The sequence below is a fragment of the Vibrio sp. ES.051 genome (genome assembly GCF_002563795.1).
Classification (GTDB): domain Bacteria; phylum Pseudomonadota; class Gammaproteobacteria; order Enterobacterales; family Vibrionaceae; genus Vibrio.
On sequence record NZ_PDJL01000003.1, the window covers coordinates 308,362 to 325,296 of the forward strand.

The 16,935-nt window shown below is 43.5% G+C and carries 12 protein-coding genes and 2 pseudogenes; 7 read left to right on the plus strand and 7 right to left on the minus strand.

The features are described 5' to 3' along the window. Positions 1 to 126: 126 nt before the first annotated feature. Entirely contained in the window at positions 127 to 552 is a 426-nt protein-coding gene (locus ATG66_RS02095) for a universal stress protein (RefSeq protein ID WP_098413757.1), read from the minus strand. Positions 553 to 805: 253 nt separating this feature from the next. Continuing rightward, on the minus strand, positions 806 to 2,260 hold the full coding sequence (gene modF, locus ATG66_RS02100; RefSeq protein WP_098413758.1) for a molybdate ABC transporter ATP-binding protein ModF: 1,455 nt from the start codon (positions 2,258 to 2,260) through the stop codon (positions 806 to 808). Positions 2,261 to 2,773: 513 nt separating this feature from the next. Here modF and ATG66_RS02105 point away from each other — a divergent pair. From ATG66_RS02105 to ATG66_RS02120, 4 genes are all read left to right on the plus strand, one after another. Then, entirely contained in the window at positions 2,774 to 3,439 is a 666-nt protein-coding gene (locus ATG66_RS02105) for a helix-turn-helix transcriptional regulator (protein WP_179885569.1), read from the plus strand. Positions 3,440 to 3,463: 24 nt separating this feature from the next. Then, on the plus strand, positions 3,464 to 3,847 hold the full coding sequence (locus tag ATG66_RS02110) for a RidA family protein (RefSeq protein ID WP_098413760.1): 384 nt from the start codon (positions 3,464 to 3,466) through the stop codon (positions 3,845 to 3,847). 37 nt (positions 3,848 to 3,884) lie between these two features. After that, positions 3,885 to 5,291 carry a cation:dicarboxylate symporter family transporter gene (locus ATG66_RS02115; RefSeq protein ID WP_098413761.1) on the plus strand — a complete coding sequence of 469 codons (1,407 nt, stop codon included), beginning with the start codon at positions 3,885 to 3,887 and terminating at the stop codon, positions 5,289 to 5,291. A gap of 77 nt (positions 5,292 to 5,368) precedes the next feature. Then, positions 5,369 to 6,691 (plus strand): CoA-disulfide reductase, encoded by a 1,323-nt coding sequence (locus ATG66_RS02120; RefSeq protein ID WP_098413762.1) that lies wholly within the window; start codon positions 5,369 to 5,371, stop codon positions 6,689 to 6,691. A gap of 359 nt (positions 6,692 to 7,050) precedes the next feature. On the opposite strand, the gene ATG66_RS02125 is transcribed toward ATG66_RS02120, so the two are convergent. Further along, positions 7,051 to 7,503, minus strand: coding sequence for a septal ring lytic transglycosylase RlpA family protein (locus ATG66_RS02125; protein WP_098414494.1), 453 nt, complete (start codon positions 7,501 to 7,503; stop codon positions 7,051 to 7,053). A gap of 407 nt (positions 7,504 to 7,910) precedes the next feature. Between ATG66_RS02125 and ATG66_RS02130 the strand changes: the two genes are divergently transcribed. Then, on the plus strand, positions 7,911 to 8,405 hold the full coding sequence (locus ATG66_RS02130; RefSeq protein ID WP_098413763.1) for a YcxB family protein: 495 nt from the start codon (positions 7,911 to 7,913) through the stop codon (positions 8,403 to 8,405). A gap of 150 nt (positions 8,406 to 8,555) precedes the next feature. Here the strand turns inward: ATG66_RS02130 and acnA are convergent, their stop codons facing one another. After that, complete coding sequence (gene acnA / locus ATG66_RS02135) at positions 8,556 to 11,318, minus strand: aconitate hydratase AcnA (RefSeq protein WP_098413764.1); 2,763 nt, start codon at positions 11,316 to 11,318, stop codon at positions 8,556 to 8,558. Positions 11,319 to 11,746: 428 nt separating this feature from the next. Here acnA and ATG66_RS02140 point away from each other — a divergent pair, with 428 nt between their 5' ends. Together ATG66_RS02140 and ATG66_RS02145 are read left to right on the plus strand one after the other, a co-directional pair. Continuing rightward, positions 11,747 to 12,775, plus strand: coding sequence for a phospholipase A (locus ATG66_RS02140; protein ID WP_179885570.1), 1,029 nt, complete (start codon positions 11,747 to 11,749; stop codon positions 12,773 to 12,775). Positions 12,776 to 13,209: 434 nt separating this feature from the next. After that, positions 13,210 to 13,413: a cold-shock protein gene (locus tag ATG66_RS02145; protein WP_098414496.1), complete on the plus strand. Its 204-nt coding sequence runs from the start codon at positions 13,210 to 13,212 to the stop codon at positions 13,411 to 13,413. 267 nt (positions 13,414 to 13,680) lie between these two features. Here the strand turns inward: ATG66_RS02145 and ATG66_RS02150 are convergent. From ATG66_RS02150 to ATG66_RS02160, 3 genes and pseudogenes are all read right to left on the minus strand, one after another. After that, positions 13,681 to 15,033 (minus strand): annotated as a pseudogene (locus ATG66_RS02150) (IS1634 family transposase); the annotation flags it as partial. A 34-nt stretch (positions 15,034 to 15,067) separates the two neighbouring features. After that, a protein-coding gene (gene tnpC, locus ATG66_RS02155) for an IS66 family transposase (RefSeq protein ID WP_098414497.1) occupies positions 15,068 to 16,494 on the minus strand; the annotation gives its coding sequence in 2 pieces (ribosomal slippage) (positions 15,068 to 16,302 and positions 16,302 to 16,494; 1,428 coding nt in all). Positions 16,495 to 16,594: 100 nt separating this feature from the next. Beyond that, positions 16,595 to 16,879: pseudogene (locus tag ATG66_RS02160) on the minus strand (DUF4277 domain-containing protein); the annotation flags it as partial. Positions 16,880 to 16,935 lie beyond the last annotated feature (56 nt).

Sequence of the window (16,935 nt, forward strand, 5' to 3'; positions counted from 1 at the left end):
GCTGGGGGAGTAACAAAATGTAACTCATAAACCATCACCAAGCGAGCTTAGAAAAGAGCGAACACTATTTGAATAAAAACCACCAAGCAGTCTGGTGGTTTTTGGGAGTGTTCGATTTAATAGGATTTAATCGTAAATCGGCACGACGAGGATATCCACTGGTGACTTATTGATGAGGTGTCTTGAGTAGGAAATGATTTTGCTCCAGAAATCATGATGATGACCACAAATCAGTAGGTCGACTCCTTGCTCTTTGATCGTGACTTCGAGTTTGTCTGCCAAATCCCCCGTACCCACAAAGAAGTGCTTGATCGGGTAGTCCATGTAATCGATGAATGTGCGTAAGCACTCCATGGAGTGTTCATTTAGGGGCTTTTGATCTGGGTGCTCTTTTATATCAACGAGCTCACGATAGATTTCTCCATGAGTCCCATCAATATGGATGAATGAAATATCGGAGTCGAGATAGTTTGCCATGGCTACGGCTCTGTCGATAAGCACAGTACTCTCATCGGACAGCTCCAGTGCGACAAGGATATGTTTGTATTTCATTACCACGCCCTTATGTGGGTTATATTTATTCTAAGCATAGTATGAGTTGGGCAAATTTTGTGTTGATAAGATCGCGAAATTATTCAAAATTATAATAAAAAATGCTGCTTATTTTTTAATTAGCCAACCCGTTATACTCTTTGCATCATTTTTAGGGGATTACGCCAACATGTGTAACGAAGCCTATCATCGATTTTTGGATTTACAGGATGAGCAGGCATCGCTCATTTTCCGATATTTCGCCACAGGCTTATTATGACTGATGAATTTGAGCGCGATAGCATTGGCTCTTATCATCAAAAACAAACTCAAGCTCATTCTTAATACTATCCAAGCGATCTTCTTGGTAGTGAGAAACGTAAAGAAGCTGACTTAAGTTCTCGCGTGCGATGAGCTCCAATGTGTTTTTAACCAAGCGCCTTCCGAGTAAATCCAACCCTTGATATGGCTCGTCTAAAATCAATAATGTTGGTTGTTTCACAATGGCTCTTGCAATTAACAGTAATCGTTGTTGACCATATTCTAATTGCTTGAATGAGGTTTTCTGGTATTGGCGCATATACAGAATATCGAGCCACTCGTTTGCGACGCTTATTTCTTTGTGAGTGGGTTGGTTATATAACCCAATTGAGTCGTAAAAACCTGACAGAATCACTTCTAGCGCGCTGCAATTCACACGGTATTGGAGATGTAATGCCGAAGAGACCATGCCTATGTGTTGCTTAATTTCCCAGATAGTTTCACCAGAGCCGCGTTTTTTGCCAAAAATATTAATGTCGTTGCTGTAACACTGTGGATGTTCACCAAATATCAATCCGAGTAATGTACTTTTTCCGCAGCCGTTTGGCCCCTTTACTTGCCAGTGCTGACCTTGTTCAATTCGCCAATTTAAACCTGTAAAAATTGTCTTATCAGTATATTCAACCTTACCGTTTTTCAGTTCAAAAACGGGGTTATCAAAGTGAGTCGAATGCTGATGTTGGCGTATCAAATTCATCATTTCTTCACTTTGTTTTTTTGACTGGGCTTTAATTTGCTCAATAATCGGATGGCTGTCCCAGCTAGACTTGTTCATTGTACTGTCAAGTTTACCTGCACTAAAAAGAGCAATGCGATCGATCCATTCCGGCATGTCGGATTCACGAGAAAAGGCAATTAACATCTGCACTGATTGAGAGAGCGAGTGTAAATAGCGGGCTAGAGATGTCCGATGGGCGATGTCTAAACCAGTAAAAGGGTTATCAAGCAGGAGTAGATCTGGTTGAGTTGCTAAAGCTCGAGCAAGCATCACTCGCCTTGTTTCTCCGGTAGAGAGTACCCGAAAGCCAAGATGTTGAAGGTGATGAAGATCGAGCTCTTTAATGAGTCGCTCGGTGACCTTTGCGTTTTGGCAACGTTCAAAGATCAGCGCATAAACAGTGCTACCTTGGTCGATACGATCGAGAAAATCAGTGTCATCTTTTTCTAATTCTCGTTCCAATAATCGCTGTTGTTCGGATAGAGATACTTGAGCAACAGTTACGTCGCCAAGTGTCAAGTTACCTTCTGTCGGTGCAAGTTCGCCGCAGATCAGATCGCCAAGTAGAGAACCGATATCGCCATCTGCGCTGAATATTCCCCAAGCATGGCCTTGCTCGATACTCCAATCGTCAATATACAGGTAGGTCGTGTTTCCTTGAGCGACGAGCTGACTAAACTGAATAGTCATTGTGTTTCTCTTCCTTGTTTTTGTTGTCTCCAGACTATTTATAACAACGAAACAATACAGTTAGGAAGGGGATTACGCATTAATGTTAACTTACTCAAATCTCCAAGCTGCGTTAAGTCGCAGCATTGCAAACGATCTGATTACCTTCTTATTTGTACTTGCATCATCTCGTCACTCTCTCTAGCTAAAATGACAGTATTAAGCCGTTAGTATGAAGCGCCAGCAGCGGTCACTTTTTACTGGATGTTAGAACTTGTTCTGGATCATTAAAGTCGTCAAAATTGCAATCTTTGAATTTAAATATGTAAACTTTGATAAGGTTTAAGGAATTAAACCTTATTCGCTTATTTTGGGTGATCCTGTTCAAGTTTTGTTCGTTATTTAGCACTAAATTTTTATTATTATTGATGTTTTTAATGCACTTGACGGTTTACACAAGTTTACTGCATCTTGCTGAAGTTCTACCAAAGGAGTAGTTTCCAGTTATTGAGTTCAAAAATGTAAACCCAAATCATGAGTGTAAAACAAGTTCGCTTTACCGATGAAGACAGAGAGTGTTTAAGCAATTACTTCCGCTTAGCAGAGACCATTGCCGATTTGATAGGTCCTTACTGTGAAGTGGTCATCCATTCATTTGAAAGCTTAGAAAACTCAGTCGTGAAGATCGTCAATGGACATCACACTGGTCGTGAAATCGGTTCACCCATCACCGATTTAGGTTTACGCATGTGGAGTGCTTTCGAAAAAACAGGCGAAGTGTCTCCGAAGAGCTATTTCACCAACGCGGCAGACGGTTCTCTACTGAAGTCGACTACCTGTGTGTTGGCTGGTCCACAGCAAAAACCAATCGGAATGCTGTGTATTAACATGAATTTGTCATTTCCATTCCCAGAAATCGTCAAGACACTCATGCCTCAGTGCAATGTGCCTCAAACTATTGTGAGCGAGACATTCAGCAAGAATGCGAACGACGTGATTCAGCAAGCATTGAGTTCAGCGACGACTGAGGTTGATCAAGACGAGTCTATTTCTCCCAAAGGTCGCAATAAAGCCATTATTCGTTGTTTATTTGATAACGGAGTATTCGAGCTAAAAGAGACGACGACACAAGTATCAGAGCAACTTGGGATCAGCCGTCAGGCGGTTTACAAGTTTATCCGTGAATTTAAATCAGAATAAAACCAATAATTTAGGAGTTACATCGTGAAACAGATCATTGTCACAGAACAAGCACCTGCCGCTATCGGCCCTTACTCACAAGGTACGGCTTACGGCGAAATGATTTACACCTCAGGTCAGTTACCTCTCGTGCCTGAAACCATGCAATTTGTAGAAGGCGGTATCAAGGAGCAGGCACGTCAGTCTCTCGAAAATTTAAAAGCCGTGTTAGAAGCCAGCAATGCAGGACTAGACACGGTACTTAAGACGACGTGCTTTTTATCTGACATGGAAAACTTCGTCGCCTTTAACGAAGTGTATACCGAGGTGTTTGGTACCGAGAACGCACCTGCTCGCTCTTGTGTTGAAGCAGCACGACTACCAAAAGACGCACTGGTTGAAGTTGAAGCCATCGCATACAAAAAATAACCGATTTAGGTATTAATGGGTATCATAGGAGATTCTCATGAGCGTTTCATTTATTGGATTAAGCATACTGTTTTTTGGGTTCTACGCACTGCTGTCGAATTTCAAAAAACAAAAGAAAAGCTTTAACTTCCGCGTACTGAGTGCGCTTGCTGCTGGCTTATTGTTCGGTGGCGCAATTCAACTGGTTTTCGGGGTCGGTAACGTAGCAACTTCAGGTTTTGCTGAACTGATTTCTGTGTTCGGCAAAGGCTACATCAAACTTCTTCAAATGATCGTTATCCCGCTCGTGTTCGTGGCGATGATCTCTTCGATCATGAACGTTGAAGGCGGCGGCGCGCTATCTCGTATCGCACCAAAAATCATCGGTATTCTACTTTTCACTTGTGCAATCTCAGCAGCGGTTGGTATCGCAAGTATTTACCTCTTTGGTATTGATGCAAACGCACTAGTGAGCACAATCGGCACAAACAGTGCAATTGAAGCTCGTGGTGATTCACTGGTAGCAACACAAGGTGCTATGGCAAGTAGTGGCCTGTCTGGGATGGCTTTATCTATCATTCCAACTAACATTTTCGACATGCTCACAGGTTCTCAACGTACTTCTACGCTATCGACAGTACTGTTCGGGATGTTTCTGGGTTTCTGTATTCTGCAAGTGAAAAACCGTAAGCCTGAAAAAGTACAGAACTTCGTTGATTTTATCAATGCCGCGAAAGAAGTTGTACTTTCAATGGTACGTGAAATCCTGAAGCTAACGCCTTATGGTGTATTCGCGCTGATGACCACGTTCATGATGACGAACGATCTCTTTGCTCTAGCAGAAATGGGCCGTTTCTTACTCGCAAGCTACGTAGCAATCAGCGTTATGTTCGGCATCCACTTCGTCATGGTATCAATGTTCGGTCTTTCTCCTGCTAAATTCATGAAGAAAATCTGGCCAGTACTTGTGTTCGGTTTTGGTTCCCGCTCAAGCATGGCAGCTATCCCGCTCAACGTTGAAACGCAAACTCAACGCTTAGGTGTCGATGAAGAAACTGCAAACATGTCAGCGACATTTGGCACCAGTATTGGTCAAAACGGCTGTGCGGGTATCTACCCAGCGATGCTTGCTATCATGGCGGCACAAGTGATGGGGATGCCTGTTGATTTAGGCTTCATCCTACAACTGATTGCTGTTATCGCAATTGCTTCATTCGGTATTGCAGGTGTCGGCGGCGGTGCAACGTTTGCAGCCGTAGCAGTACTGACCATCATGGGGCTAGACATCACAGTGGTAGCGATTCTTGTGTCTATTGAAGCATTGATCGACATGGCACGTACGGCACTAAACATTTCAGGCTCTATGTTGTCAGGTGTTCTAACGGCTAAGAAGAATGGCTCACTGGATACTGAGCAATATAACGCAGACGCGAGTGCAACCACAGCAAAAGAAGCCGCTGTGTAATTTTAAACTTCACTAAGGGCACTCAATTATGGGTGCTCTTCCGTTTTTCTTGAGTCCAGGTTATCTAGGTAGTAAATATGAAAGTTGTTGTCGTAGGCGGTAGTGCCGCTGGTATGAGTTTCGCAGCAAAATACAAACGTAATCAGCCAACCGATGAAGTGATTGTACTGGATAAGCGAGATTACATCTCGTTTGGGGCGTGTGGTTTACCATACTTTGCCGGAGGTATGTTTGATGATACTGAGCGCATGATTTCTCGTACGCCGGAACAAGCCATCAAATCTGGTTTAGATGTGCGTGTAGAAACGGAAATGGTGTCGTTTGATCGCATTGAAAAGCAAATTATTGTGCGCCATCAAGGCGAAGAAAGCGTCATTGATTACGATATGTTAGTCATCGCGACAGGTGCACGTCCAATCGTACCATCATTCGGTGAATTCAACCCAGAACACGTATATACACTGACAAGTATGGAAGATGGCCTAGCAGTCAAAGAAGCGCTTAAAGATAATACCAAACAACGCGTGTGTGTGATTGGTGCAGGATTCATAGGGCTTGAAGTATTCGACGCGGCACATGGTCTAGATAAGCATGTGACTATTATCGAACGCGAACAGCACATCATGAGCCGTCAATTTAGCCCAGAGATCATTGAAGTGGTTGAAGGTGCGATTCGTGAATCAGGCGCAGAGCTCAAAACTGGTTGCGGCGTCTTGGCGATTCGCGATGCTGAGCAAGGCGGTTATATTGTAGAAACCGATAACGGTAATGTAGAAGCTGATATCGTGATCTTGTCACTCGGTTTCAGACCAAACACTGAAGCATTCGAATTACCAAAAGCAGCAAACGGCGCGTTGTTAGTGAATGAATTCGGTGCGACTGAAGACGCATATGTCCATGCGGTTGGTGATTGCGCAGTCGTCCACCATATAGCATTAGGTAAACCTGTTTATGTTCCATTAGCAACGACCGCGAACAAACAAGCTCGTATGATGGCAGATAAACTAGCGGGGAAAGACACCTACATGACCGGATTCCTTGGGTCATCTTGCCTGAAAGTTCTAGATTATGAACTGGCGTGTACAGGTGTGTCTGAATTACTCGCACAAGAACATGATTTACCAGTAAAAGTATCGACCATTTCGGATAAGAACCAAACTGATTACTACCCAGGCCAAGAAGACATCAAGGTGAAACTGGTTTATCACCCAGAAACGAACGTTTTATTAGGTGGTGAGATCGTAGGTAAGAAAGGAGCCGTTGGTCGTATTAACGCACTGGCTGTCGCTATCACTGCGAAGATGACCACTCAACAGTTGGGCTACATGGACTTCTGCTATGCCCCACCGTTTGCCCGTACATGGGATGCATTAAACGTGGCTGGTAATGTTGCGAAGTAAGCAAGCTCATTCGTAAGTGATATGCCATACACAGCAGGCATTCAAGGATAAACAAAACCATGCACACTATGTCTCTTAGTGTGTATGTTTTTTTATAACTCAATAGAACTGTTGGTTCTCACTTAACCCAATACCATTTCGCACTGTAATTCCGTTAAGGTTTAGCTGGGAGCGAGGTGGTTTTTGTACTTGTTTTAGGGGCATGTACGCGTGAACTGCACAATTCATGCTAGACACTAAACCCAGTGACTTTTTCATCTCTGAGTTAATTTAGGTAATGCTAATTTAGCCAATTGACTGACGATTTTGTTCAGCGCAGAGTTAGCAGATTAATACTGACTCGTGTCATTGAATGGAGGTTAGTGTTTATACCTAAAGGTATTATTATCATCAATAATTTCAACTTTGACGGGTACTGTTCCTTTCTTAACGTTGCCGATTTGTGCAAATGCCTTGTAAGAAAGGTCGATAACTCGGCCTTCTACATAGGGACCTTTATCGTTAATTTTCACATCGACAGACTTGTTATTGGCTGTATTTGTCACCCTCACGATAGTCCCAAATGGCAAGGTTTTATGAGCCGAAGTGTAGGCATTCATGTTATAGGTCTCACCACTTGCCGTAAGTTTTCCGTGAAACTGGCTGCCATACCAAGAGGCTTGACCAATCAGAATATGTGATTTGGCATAATCTTTGGTTTTTGAACCACCGGTTGCCGAAGTTGAGGTGCATCCAGCTAATATCATAACAACGAGAGCGGTAAAAATAATATTCACTTTTTGCCAGTGATTTGGGTAATTGATTCTCTTCATGTTCATCTGTTTTTGTAGTGGTTGACTCAGCAATATCGAGCTAAGCATAGTAACTGCTCAGTCAAGGCTATCATTTGATATGATCTCTCAATATTTCCATGAACGACGCTTTTTTCGGTCATATTCATGAAAGGTTTTATTATTGAACACGTCAAATTCAATGATGCTTTAAGCACGTTATGTCAGGTTGTTGATTTTGCGATCATTCGATGCAGATACGCCACTTACCCGAAACCAAAACTCGTTTGTGTCCTGTGGCAACGGCGAGAGTAGACACTGTCGGTATTATTGATTTACAAAAGAGGTTCAAAACAGCTAAAGAAAAGCACCGAGAAGCTATACAATACACAAGTTGCGAGATCGCAGCATGGAATACTCACTCACAGAAAACCTCAAAGTAACCTCATATGTCTAAAGATTTTGATTTCACCACAGAATACACTCTCGATAAGCGCTTTTTTGAAGAGTGTTATGATCAAACTAGTCGTCCTGTTAAATTTCCCAAGGCCTATTTCAAAGCAATATTTTTTCTCATTTTTGGTGTGATTGTCGTTAAATTTGATCTATTACCTAACAGTTATCTTGGTTGGTTTTTTATTACTTTGAGTATTATTGAAGTGCTCAGTGTTTATTTTAAGAGAACTTGGTGGGTGTGGCGACAAACGTACAGTGCAGGGCCTAACAGCAAAGTGGTATTTCAAGTTGATTCTAACGGAGTCAGTTATAAAAGCGGTAAAAATACCCGTAGCATCGCTTGGAGTGAAATTGACCAACTGCAACAAAGCGATTTAGGTTTTATTCTTCATATAGGTAAACAGCGCCAATATGTCAGTAAATCTTGCTTAAATGATGAGGCGATCGCGTTCATTGAAGAGCAGTATGCAGTATCAAAAATGAACTAACGCCAATATGTAAAAAATAGAGTCATAATACGAAGTTCGCATCAAGGTTTATGTTTAAAAGTTTGTTAATGGAACGATTCCGCCGCTTCTGAACATATTGGTTCAAAATACCCTCAAGCAATTGGTTTGAGGGTATCCTCTATGACTCATCTAAGTAGATGATTTTTCTTTTAACATCTTGCGCACCACATAATGCAGGATACCACCATGTTTGAAGTAGGTGGCTTCAGTGCTGGTGTCGATGCGCGATAACAGATTACAGCTCGTATGCGTACCATCTGGATGGTTTATAAGCATGGTGTATGTCTGTCCGGGGTGAATTTCTCCTGATAGACCTTCGATGTTTATGGTTTCTGAGCCAGAGAGCCCAAGGCTTAGGCGATCGGTACCTTGTGGAAACTGTAAAGGTATCACGCCCATACCGATCAGGTTGGAGCGGTGAATTCGCTCATAAGACTCGGCCACTACTGCCTTCACACCTAACAATCGGGTCCCCTTTGCTGCCCAGTCTCGGCTTGATCCTGTTCCATACTCTTTCCCGGCTATCACAACCAACGGGGTGTTATTTTCTTGATACTTCATGGCGGCATCGTAAATCGTTATTTGCTCACCAGTGGGAATATACGTGGTGTAGCCGCCTTCTACATTCTGCAGCATTTCATTTCGGATCCGCACGTTGGCAAATGTTCCTCGCATCATGACTTCGTGGTTTCCTCGCCGAGATCCATAAGAATTGAAGTCTTGAGGTTTCACACCATAAGATTGTAAATATATGCCTGCTGGAGTGTCTGACTTAAATGACCCCGCTGGAGAGATATGATCGGTCGTAACCGAGTCACTCAGTAGCGCTAATATATTCGCATTTTTAATGTCTTCAATCGCGTCAGGTTGCTCTTGCATGCCGACGAAAAATGGTGGCTGTTGAATATAGGTCGATTTATCGGACCAGGTGTAAACTTTACTGTTCGGGACTTTGAGTGCTTTCCAGTTGTCATCACCTTCAAACACTTCACCGTATTCTTTATGAAACATTTCGGTTTTTACTTGCACCATGGCTTCATCAATTTCTTGCTGAGTTGGCCATAGATCCTTGAGATAGACGTTATCTCCATTCGCATCAATACATAAGGGATCTTTGGTTAGGTCAAGCCGCACATTGCCTGCAAGTGCATACGCCACCACCAATGGTGGCGAGGCCAGCCAGTTCGTTTTCACTAGTGGATGAACACGACCTTCAAAATTACGGTTCCCCGAAAGCACTGAAGCAACGGTAAGATCGTTATCCACAATGGCTTTTTCTACGACAGGCGGTAAAGGACCGGAGTTACCAATGCAAGTGGTGCAGCCATAACCCACTAGGTTAAACCCTAGTCGGTCTAAGTGTTCCTGAAGTCCCGTGATTTTTAGGTAATCGGTGACGACCTTGGATCCCGGAGCAAGAGAGGTCTTAACCCAAGGCTTGGTGTGTAATCCTCTTTCTATTGCTTTTTGGGCCACGAGTCCAGCGGCGATCATGACACTAGGATTTGACGTATTGGTACAGGAGGTGATGGCCGCAATGACCACCGAACCGGGAATCAGATGCGTTGTCACACTGTTAATATCCAAATTGGGGTTGGCGATCTGCTGAGCGTTACTGTCAGAATTATTCTGATCTTGGTTTGGTGTGATTTTCTTATCTTGTTTCTGTGTTTTCACTTCAGCTGTTGTCATCACAAGATCGAATGCGGACTTAATATTCTTAAGCGAAACGCGGTCTTGGGGACGTTTAGGCCCAGCGACACTTGCTTCCACTTTATCCATATCAAGCTCGAGGTGATCCGTGTAAGTCGGTTCATGATTTGGCTCGCGCCACAACCCTTGAGCCTTGGAATAAGCCTCAACTAAGGCTATCTGAGAGGCTTCTCGGCCAGTCAGCTCCAGATATTTTAATGTTTGTTCATCGACCGGAAAGAAACCACACGTAGCACCATATTCAGGTGCCATATTGGCAATAGTCGCTCGGTCAGCGACGGGCATATCTTTCAATCCGTCCCCATAGAACTCGACAAACTTACCAACAACCCCTTTTTTGCGTAACATCTCGGTCACGGTGAGCACGAGATCGGTCGCATTAATCCCCTCACGTAATTTGCCGGTAATTTTGAAGCCGACAACCTCGGGGATCAGCATCGACACTGGCTGGCCTAGCATGGCGGCTTCGGCTTCGATGCCGCCAACCCCCCAGCCTAGAATACCCAAGCCATTAATCATCGTCGTATGCGAATCGGTACCCACAAGCGTATCAGGGTAGGCAAGAGTCTTGCCATCGTATTCTTGATACCAGACGGTCTTACCTAGATACTCGAGATTTACTTGGTGACAGATACCTGTTCCTGGGGGAACCACGCGGAAGTTATCAAAAGCTTGCTGCCCCCATCGTAAAAATTCATAACGCTCTTGGTTTCGTTGCATTTCAATGCTGACGTTATCTTTAAAGGCTGAAGTATCACCGAAATGGTCGACCATCACCGAGTGGTCAATCACTAAGTCTACGGGGGTTAAGGGGTTAATTAATGCTGGGTCTTTGCCTGATAAACTTACCGCTTCCCGCATCGCTGCCAGATCGACTACGCTTGGAACGCCAGTAAAATCCTGCATGAGAACTCGAGCCGGTCGAAATGGGATCTCGGTATCAGAGCGGCGCGCTTTTAGCCACTCAGCCATGGCATTTATATGTGTTTTAGTGACAGCAAAAGAGTCTTCATTACGCAAAAGATTTTCTAACAGAACTTTCAGGCAGAAGGGGAGTTGGCTTAGATCTCCTAATGCGTTTTCCGCTTCAATAAGGCTGTAATAGTAATAGTGCCGATCGTCCAAGGTGAGGACCGATAATGTATTCAGACTGTCTTTACTCCATTGTCCACTTGGCATGGAATGCCTCCTTTTGCTGTACGTGATACGACTCTTTGTGAAGCGTAGCCACCTTCGTTGATTGACCAACATATGTGCTAATCATTTAGTATGACAAACTTTAGGAAAAATGTCGGTCGCTCTATGTAAGAGCCGGAGCAACGCCGATGTTTCGTGGAAACGAAGTAGAGAGCATTGAACGAATCAAGCCGTTGACTATCGTAATCTTATGCCGAAGCCTTGTTACAAAACAACCAACGGTAAACAGCACAATAGAGGCCTACTCAGGCCTGCATTTTCAGGTTGAACTGGTATAGGTATAAAATTGTCACTTTTATCTAAGCTGCAAAATGAGCAAATATTTAACATTATCTAAACGTGAGAATGGCAAGTGGCTTACTGAGCAAGTTACAATGGGGTGGTTGAATCAAGAATGTTAAGGATTTCAGATGGTTTCGAAAGTGACAGGAGTGTCGGTGCTGAGTTTGTTAGCAGCACCGTTTGCAATGGGAGAGACCGCCAGTGCGTATGATTTATGCCTGCTAGAAGCAATCAAACAGGGCAATGGTGAAGAAACGATCGCCAGTATTCGTAATCAGTGTGAACTGGAAGCCGTAACGAGTACTGCGCAAGTCGGCTCTGTTAATAATCAGTCTGAAGCTCCTCAGGAAAGCTTAGTAGACAAACGGTTGGAATCAGAAAAGCAAACCGCATTCGAACCTTTTAGTTTGGTTGCACATCGTATCAACTATATCCTTCCGGTGACTTATAGTGACCGAGTAAATAAACGTGCTTACGCTGACACCAAGTACGGTGATGAACTGCGTAAGGAAGAGGCTGAGTTCCAAATTAGCTTTAAAGTACCGATGAACTACGATGATTTGTTATTTGATGGCGATGGTCTGTTCTTTGGTATGACACTCAAATCATTCTGGCAGGTGTACACGGGAGCAGCGTCGCGTCCGTTTCGAGAAACCAATTACCGGCCCGAGCTTTTTTATTATACCCCAACAGACTGGACTCCATTTAATGGTTCTACTTGGCTAGGCTTTGGCATTGAGCATGAATCTAATGGCCAGAGACAAGAGTTATCACGCAGTTGGAACCGTGTTTACGCCAACTTGACCTTTGCGAAAGACAATTTTGTGGCTTCCATTCAACCTTGGTGGCGTTTACCAGAGGATGAAAAAGCGTTTCCTAATGATCCCAAAGGAGACGACAACCCCGATATTGAAGATTATATGGGGCGCTTTGAGTTATCGAGTGCCTACAAATGGAATGGTTACGAAGTCACTTTTTTAGGTCGTGAGAACTTTAAAACGCATAAAGGCTACGCTGAGGTAGGCGTGCTGTTTCCGATTTGGGGAAAACTTCAAGGATATGCGCAATATTCTACTGGGTACGGGAAGAGCTTAATTGACTATAACCATAATCAGCAACGTATCGGCATTGGGATTGCTATTAATGGTGTACTGTAATGTGCTGTGACAGGATATTATTTTTTTGTCCTAAATCTGCAAAGTGGCGACAAACTGTAAGTTACAGAGAGAGTTACGCGTTATAATGCCAGATATATGTTTAGGATCAAAGTGTACGTAACGCATTGTAATCGAAAGTACCAGCGTGACTAAGAACGTTGAAATGAACCTTTTCTTTCCATCCGAAGGGTCTGTGCGACATTTTAATGCAACACCTCAAATTTATTGAGAAATCTACTTGCTCATTGACCAAATTGAGCTAAAAGTTAACTATAGTTTTTATTGCTCATGCTTAAGATCATCGGTGATTGCTTTTAATTCTTAACCAATTGGTATGATTTTGAACAATATAAAACTTTAAAGAAGGCAAATCTTGTCATGGTGATAGCAAGGTTAGCCGTTGATGATTCACCGAAAAAATGAAGATTGAGAATATGAGTACAGGCATAGTTAAGTGGTTCAATGGCGATAAAGGGTTTGGTTTCATCACTCCGGACGATGGTAGTAAAGATTTATTCGTTCATCATTCGGAAATTAAAATGAGTGGTTATAAATCACTTAATGAAGGTCAGAAAGTAGAATTTGAAGTAGGGCAAGGGCAAAAAGGTCCGTGTGCAGTTGATGTTAAGCCTATTTAAATCACGCACTGATACGTAATTTTATCATCAAGCAGTCCCATAAAGTGTCTCTTTGGGGCTGCTTGTTATTATCTCTTACCGTTACATAGCTTAATTTTGAAATTGCAGTAAGAAGTTACAAGCGCTTTTATCCCTCCTTTTTTGTATTAGAACCCATTCGAGTTAACGGTAAACGTCTATCTCTTTCTTACCTTTGATGACTTAGGGAGATGGAAAAGTCTGCTATTCACAGATCTTTCGTGATACTGCCGAGATTCCGCAGCCAATTTAGGAATAAACCGCTTCATACAGTACGCCAAGAAGCTTAAGCAGCCGAGTCTGATGCTCCTGAACACCCGTGATGAAGCTTTGACCGCCAAATTCGAGTGTGTCGATACCTTCGAATTTTAAGAATACCCAACGTGCCGTCGGTTTGGTTGTCGTCTTGTTCTTTACCATGCTAGGAAAGAATTCCTCGGTCTTAGTGAGACTATCTCGGATTTTGTGCTCTAAGCTTGCGTAAACGAGTAGGCTAAGCGTCATGATCATCAGCAATGCCTCGATTCGCTGAGGTTTCTTCAGGAAAATTGATGATGTTAGGAACTCAGGGCTCTTCAAGAAGCGAAATCCGCGCTCTACCTTTTGCTGAGACTTGTAATGCTCAAGTAGCGCAGCCATTGTTAGATCGGCGTAGTCAGTATCGTTGGTGGCGAGAATAAACATACCTACTTTAAGCTTGGCCATTTTCACTTTTTCTAGATCGGTATAAGGCGTAGCATCTATCAAATAGTGGTATCCCGTTGGCTCTGCGTCTTTCTTCGGCCGACCGCGACCTGAATAGATTGGCTCTTTAACGATGGTTGGTTGCGCAAAGCCAAGCAAATAACACTGGCTAGCGAAGTCGCTCATTGCTTGCTCGGCATCCACTGCGCAAGCAAACTTCTTTTTCATTAGTTGTCCCAGTGCTTTCAGCTCTTTGGTGATATTTTTGTCTAAGTTCTTATAGAGCGTTGCTTCTTCTCGCTTGGTTGCTTGTTCACTATGAACCAACAGCCACTTCTGAGATACCGAGCCATAGTCAGCATCAACCCAGCAACCCGAGTAGCCATTGCCGATACGGTTCAACTGCTCTGGCTCAAGGTTCATTAAGGCTTCTTTGGCTGACTTAATGGTCATTGGAACACGCGTAATAAACTTCTGTTGTTGCTCATCCAGTGAACGAATGCTTTCCTCGGTGTATAGAGCGGCATCAGCGATGAAGTAGCGACTGTTTTGAGCTGCCTTTAGGCAATGAATATGCCGTTTAGTGACCTCTGAAAATGCCTTAGCATCATTGGTGTTGCCACTGAGCGCTTGCATGTAAACAGGTAGGCCTGCTTGGTTTTCACAAATCAACTCAAGGACCACTTGATTTAGCTCTGGACGGTGGTCTCGGCTGTAGCCTTTTATCAGTTTGATGGCATTAAGATCTTCGTCTTGGGCGTATTCACCATCGACATGAAAACTCGTGATATCAAGGTGGACAGAGTCTGCTTTAAGCCCAAGCTTATCAACGATATGCTCTGCAATCGCTTGATAAAGTGCGGACACATCAGCTTCATATAAAGCATCTAACGTACGTCCGAGGTAATCGTTCACCAAGGTAACTTGACTCGATATTAACGGGGGGAACAGCCTATAGATCAAAGATGTTGGGGTACGGTCTCTTCGCCACAACAGCCGTGATGATCTCACTCAACACTGACATTGCCGACAAGCCACGTTTTTTGCAGGTTTCGATGAGGGTATGTATCCTACTGCGGAATTTATCGCCTGCATCCGAGGTCGTTCCGAAGCTGATTTTCCTTTGGATTACAAAACCTCTAATACATCGCTCAGCTTCATTATTGGTTAAGGGGATTGACACTATCTTGAGGAAAACCCACAAGCTCTCTCTATGTTTGAGCAGTAACTTGCATCGCCCCCGATATCGCTTGACCATGACATCAGTCCCTTTGCTCAACCAATGATCGAACGATTTCTGCAACCTACGCATTCTTCGTAAGTATAGCGCATAATTTAACTCATCTTGTTCATAACGATGCCGAGTATGGAAAATGGCGTTCGTCAGCAAACAAAGATGTCTGCCAATATAAGCGGTGTGGCCACCGCCACTATAATCCGCCATTTGCTGAAGGTTACGCTTCACATGTGCCCAACATAACTGATGACGGTCTGCGGCTATCCAGTTATAGCTAGGGCACTGGTCGCTGACCACAATGCCTGCATAGTCTTCATCAATGACCTTTTTCGCTGATGAGGTCGAGCGCGAATAAAGTATTTGCTCATAGACAAGGTCATCACTTGCCACTAACCAACACCAGCGAAGGCTTTGTTCATCATTTCTGTGATGAGAGGTCTCGTCAGCATGAATCAAAGGCGCTTTCTTTAATGCTTGTTTTATCGCTTGATGTAATGGCGTTAGCATTGAAGCGACTTTCGTTTGAGCTTCGCTGATCGCGCCAACTGAAAAGGTTGTGCCAAGCTGTTCTTTGAGAAGAGATTGGATTTTTCGAACACTGAGGTGATATTGCCCCGCAAGAACCCCAATGTAACTTAATAAGTTAGGCCCTATAATCCCTTGTGATGCATCGTCAGGCTTTTGAGCCTTGACGGCTTCTTTGCAGTGCCGACATTGACCTGAAAATAAACGGTATTCGGTGATATCGACAGTGGGCTTGGGAATATCAAAGACTTGGTGTCGGTAGTAAGGGCCGTCATGAACATCAATGTCAGACTGTTCGCAACAAGGACAACTATCAGGGAAGCAATCAATAATGATATCCGTGTCTTTTAACGGGGAAAGTTTTCGTTGATGCCCTGTGTGGCCTTTTTTAGCTCCTCTCGAATTGCGACCACCAGAGCTTTCATCTTTTTTCGCTCATGGCGATCTTTAGGACTGTCTGATGAGGGCGATTTTGAAGAGTTTTTGGAGCTAGTGGTAAGCTTATCTTCATAGTGCCTGAGCTGCTCCCACAGCTCATCAATAAGCACCTTAGCCTCATTCAGATCAGAGACTTTAGGTGGTGCGTCTTGGTATTTAGGAGCTTTTTTTCTAGTCATATAACTATGATGAAGCTCAAAAATGATCACTCAATACCTAAAGTGGGATCAAGTGCTAGAGGTCACAGTTTTTATGTCAATAGGGTTTGGTGAACACTTACCGTCCGAGTACATCGTCAGTTAAATGGTGCGCTTCAATGTCTTTAGCGAGCAACTTGGCAACAGGCTTCGTCTCGAAGAAGTCAGAGAACATATGCAGCGTTCTACTGTGAAAGCCAAGACCATTAAGAATCATTGCTAAGACTGCATCGCCGTGTGAGACGTTGTGATCCGAGTACTTGGGAATGATGCGATCAATAATGCCTGGTAAATCGACTTCATGACAGAAAGCAGCGATTAACCCTAAGTGGTCTAGGCGTTTAATGACAGGTTGAGCAGCAGACATAATAAGTGACCATTAAATAACAGTAATAGATCAAAACTGGGGATCGCGGTCAAGAT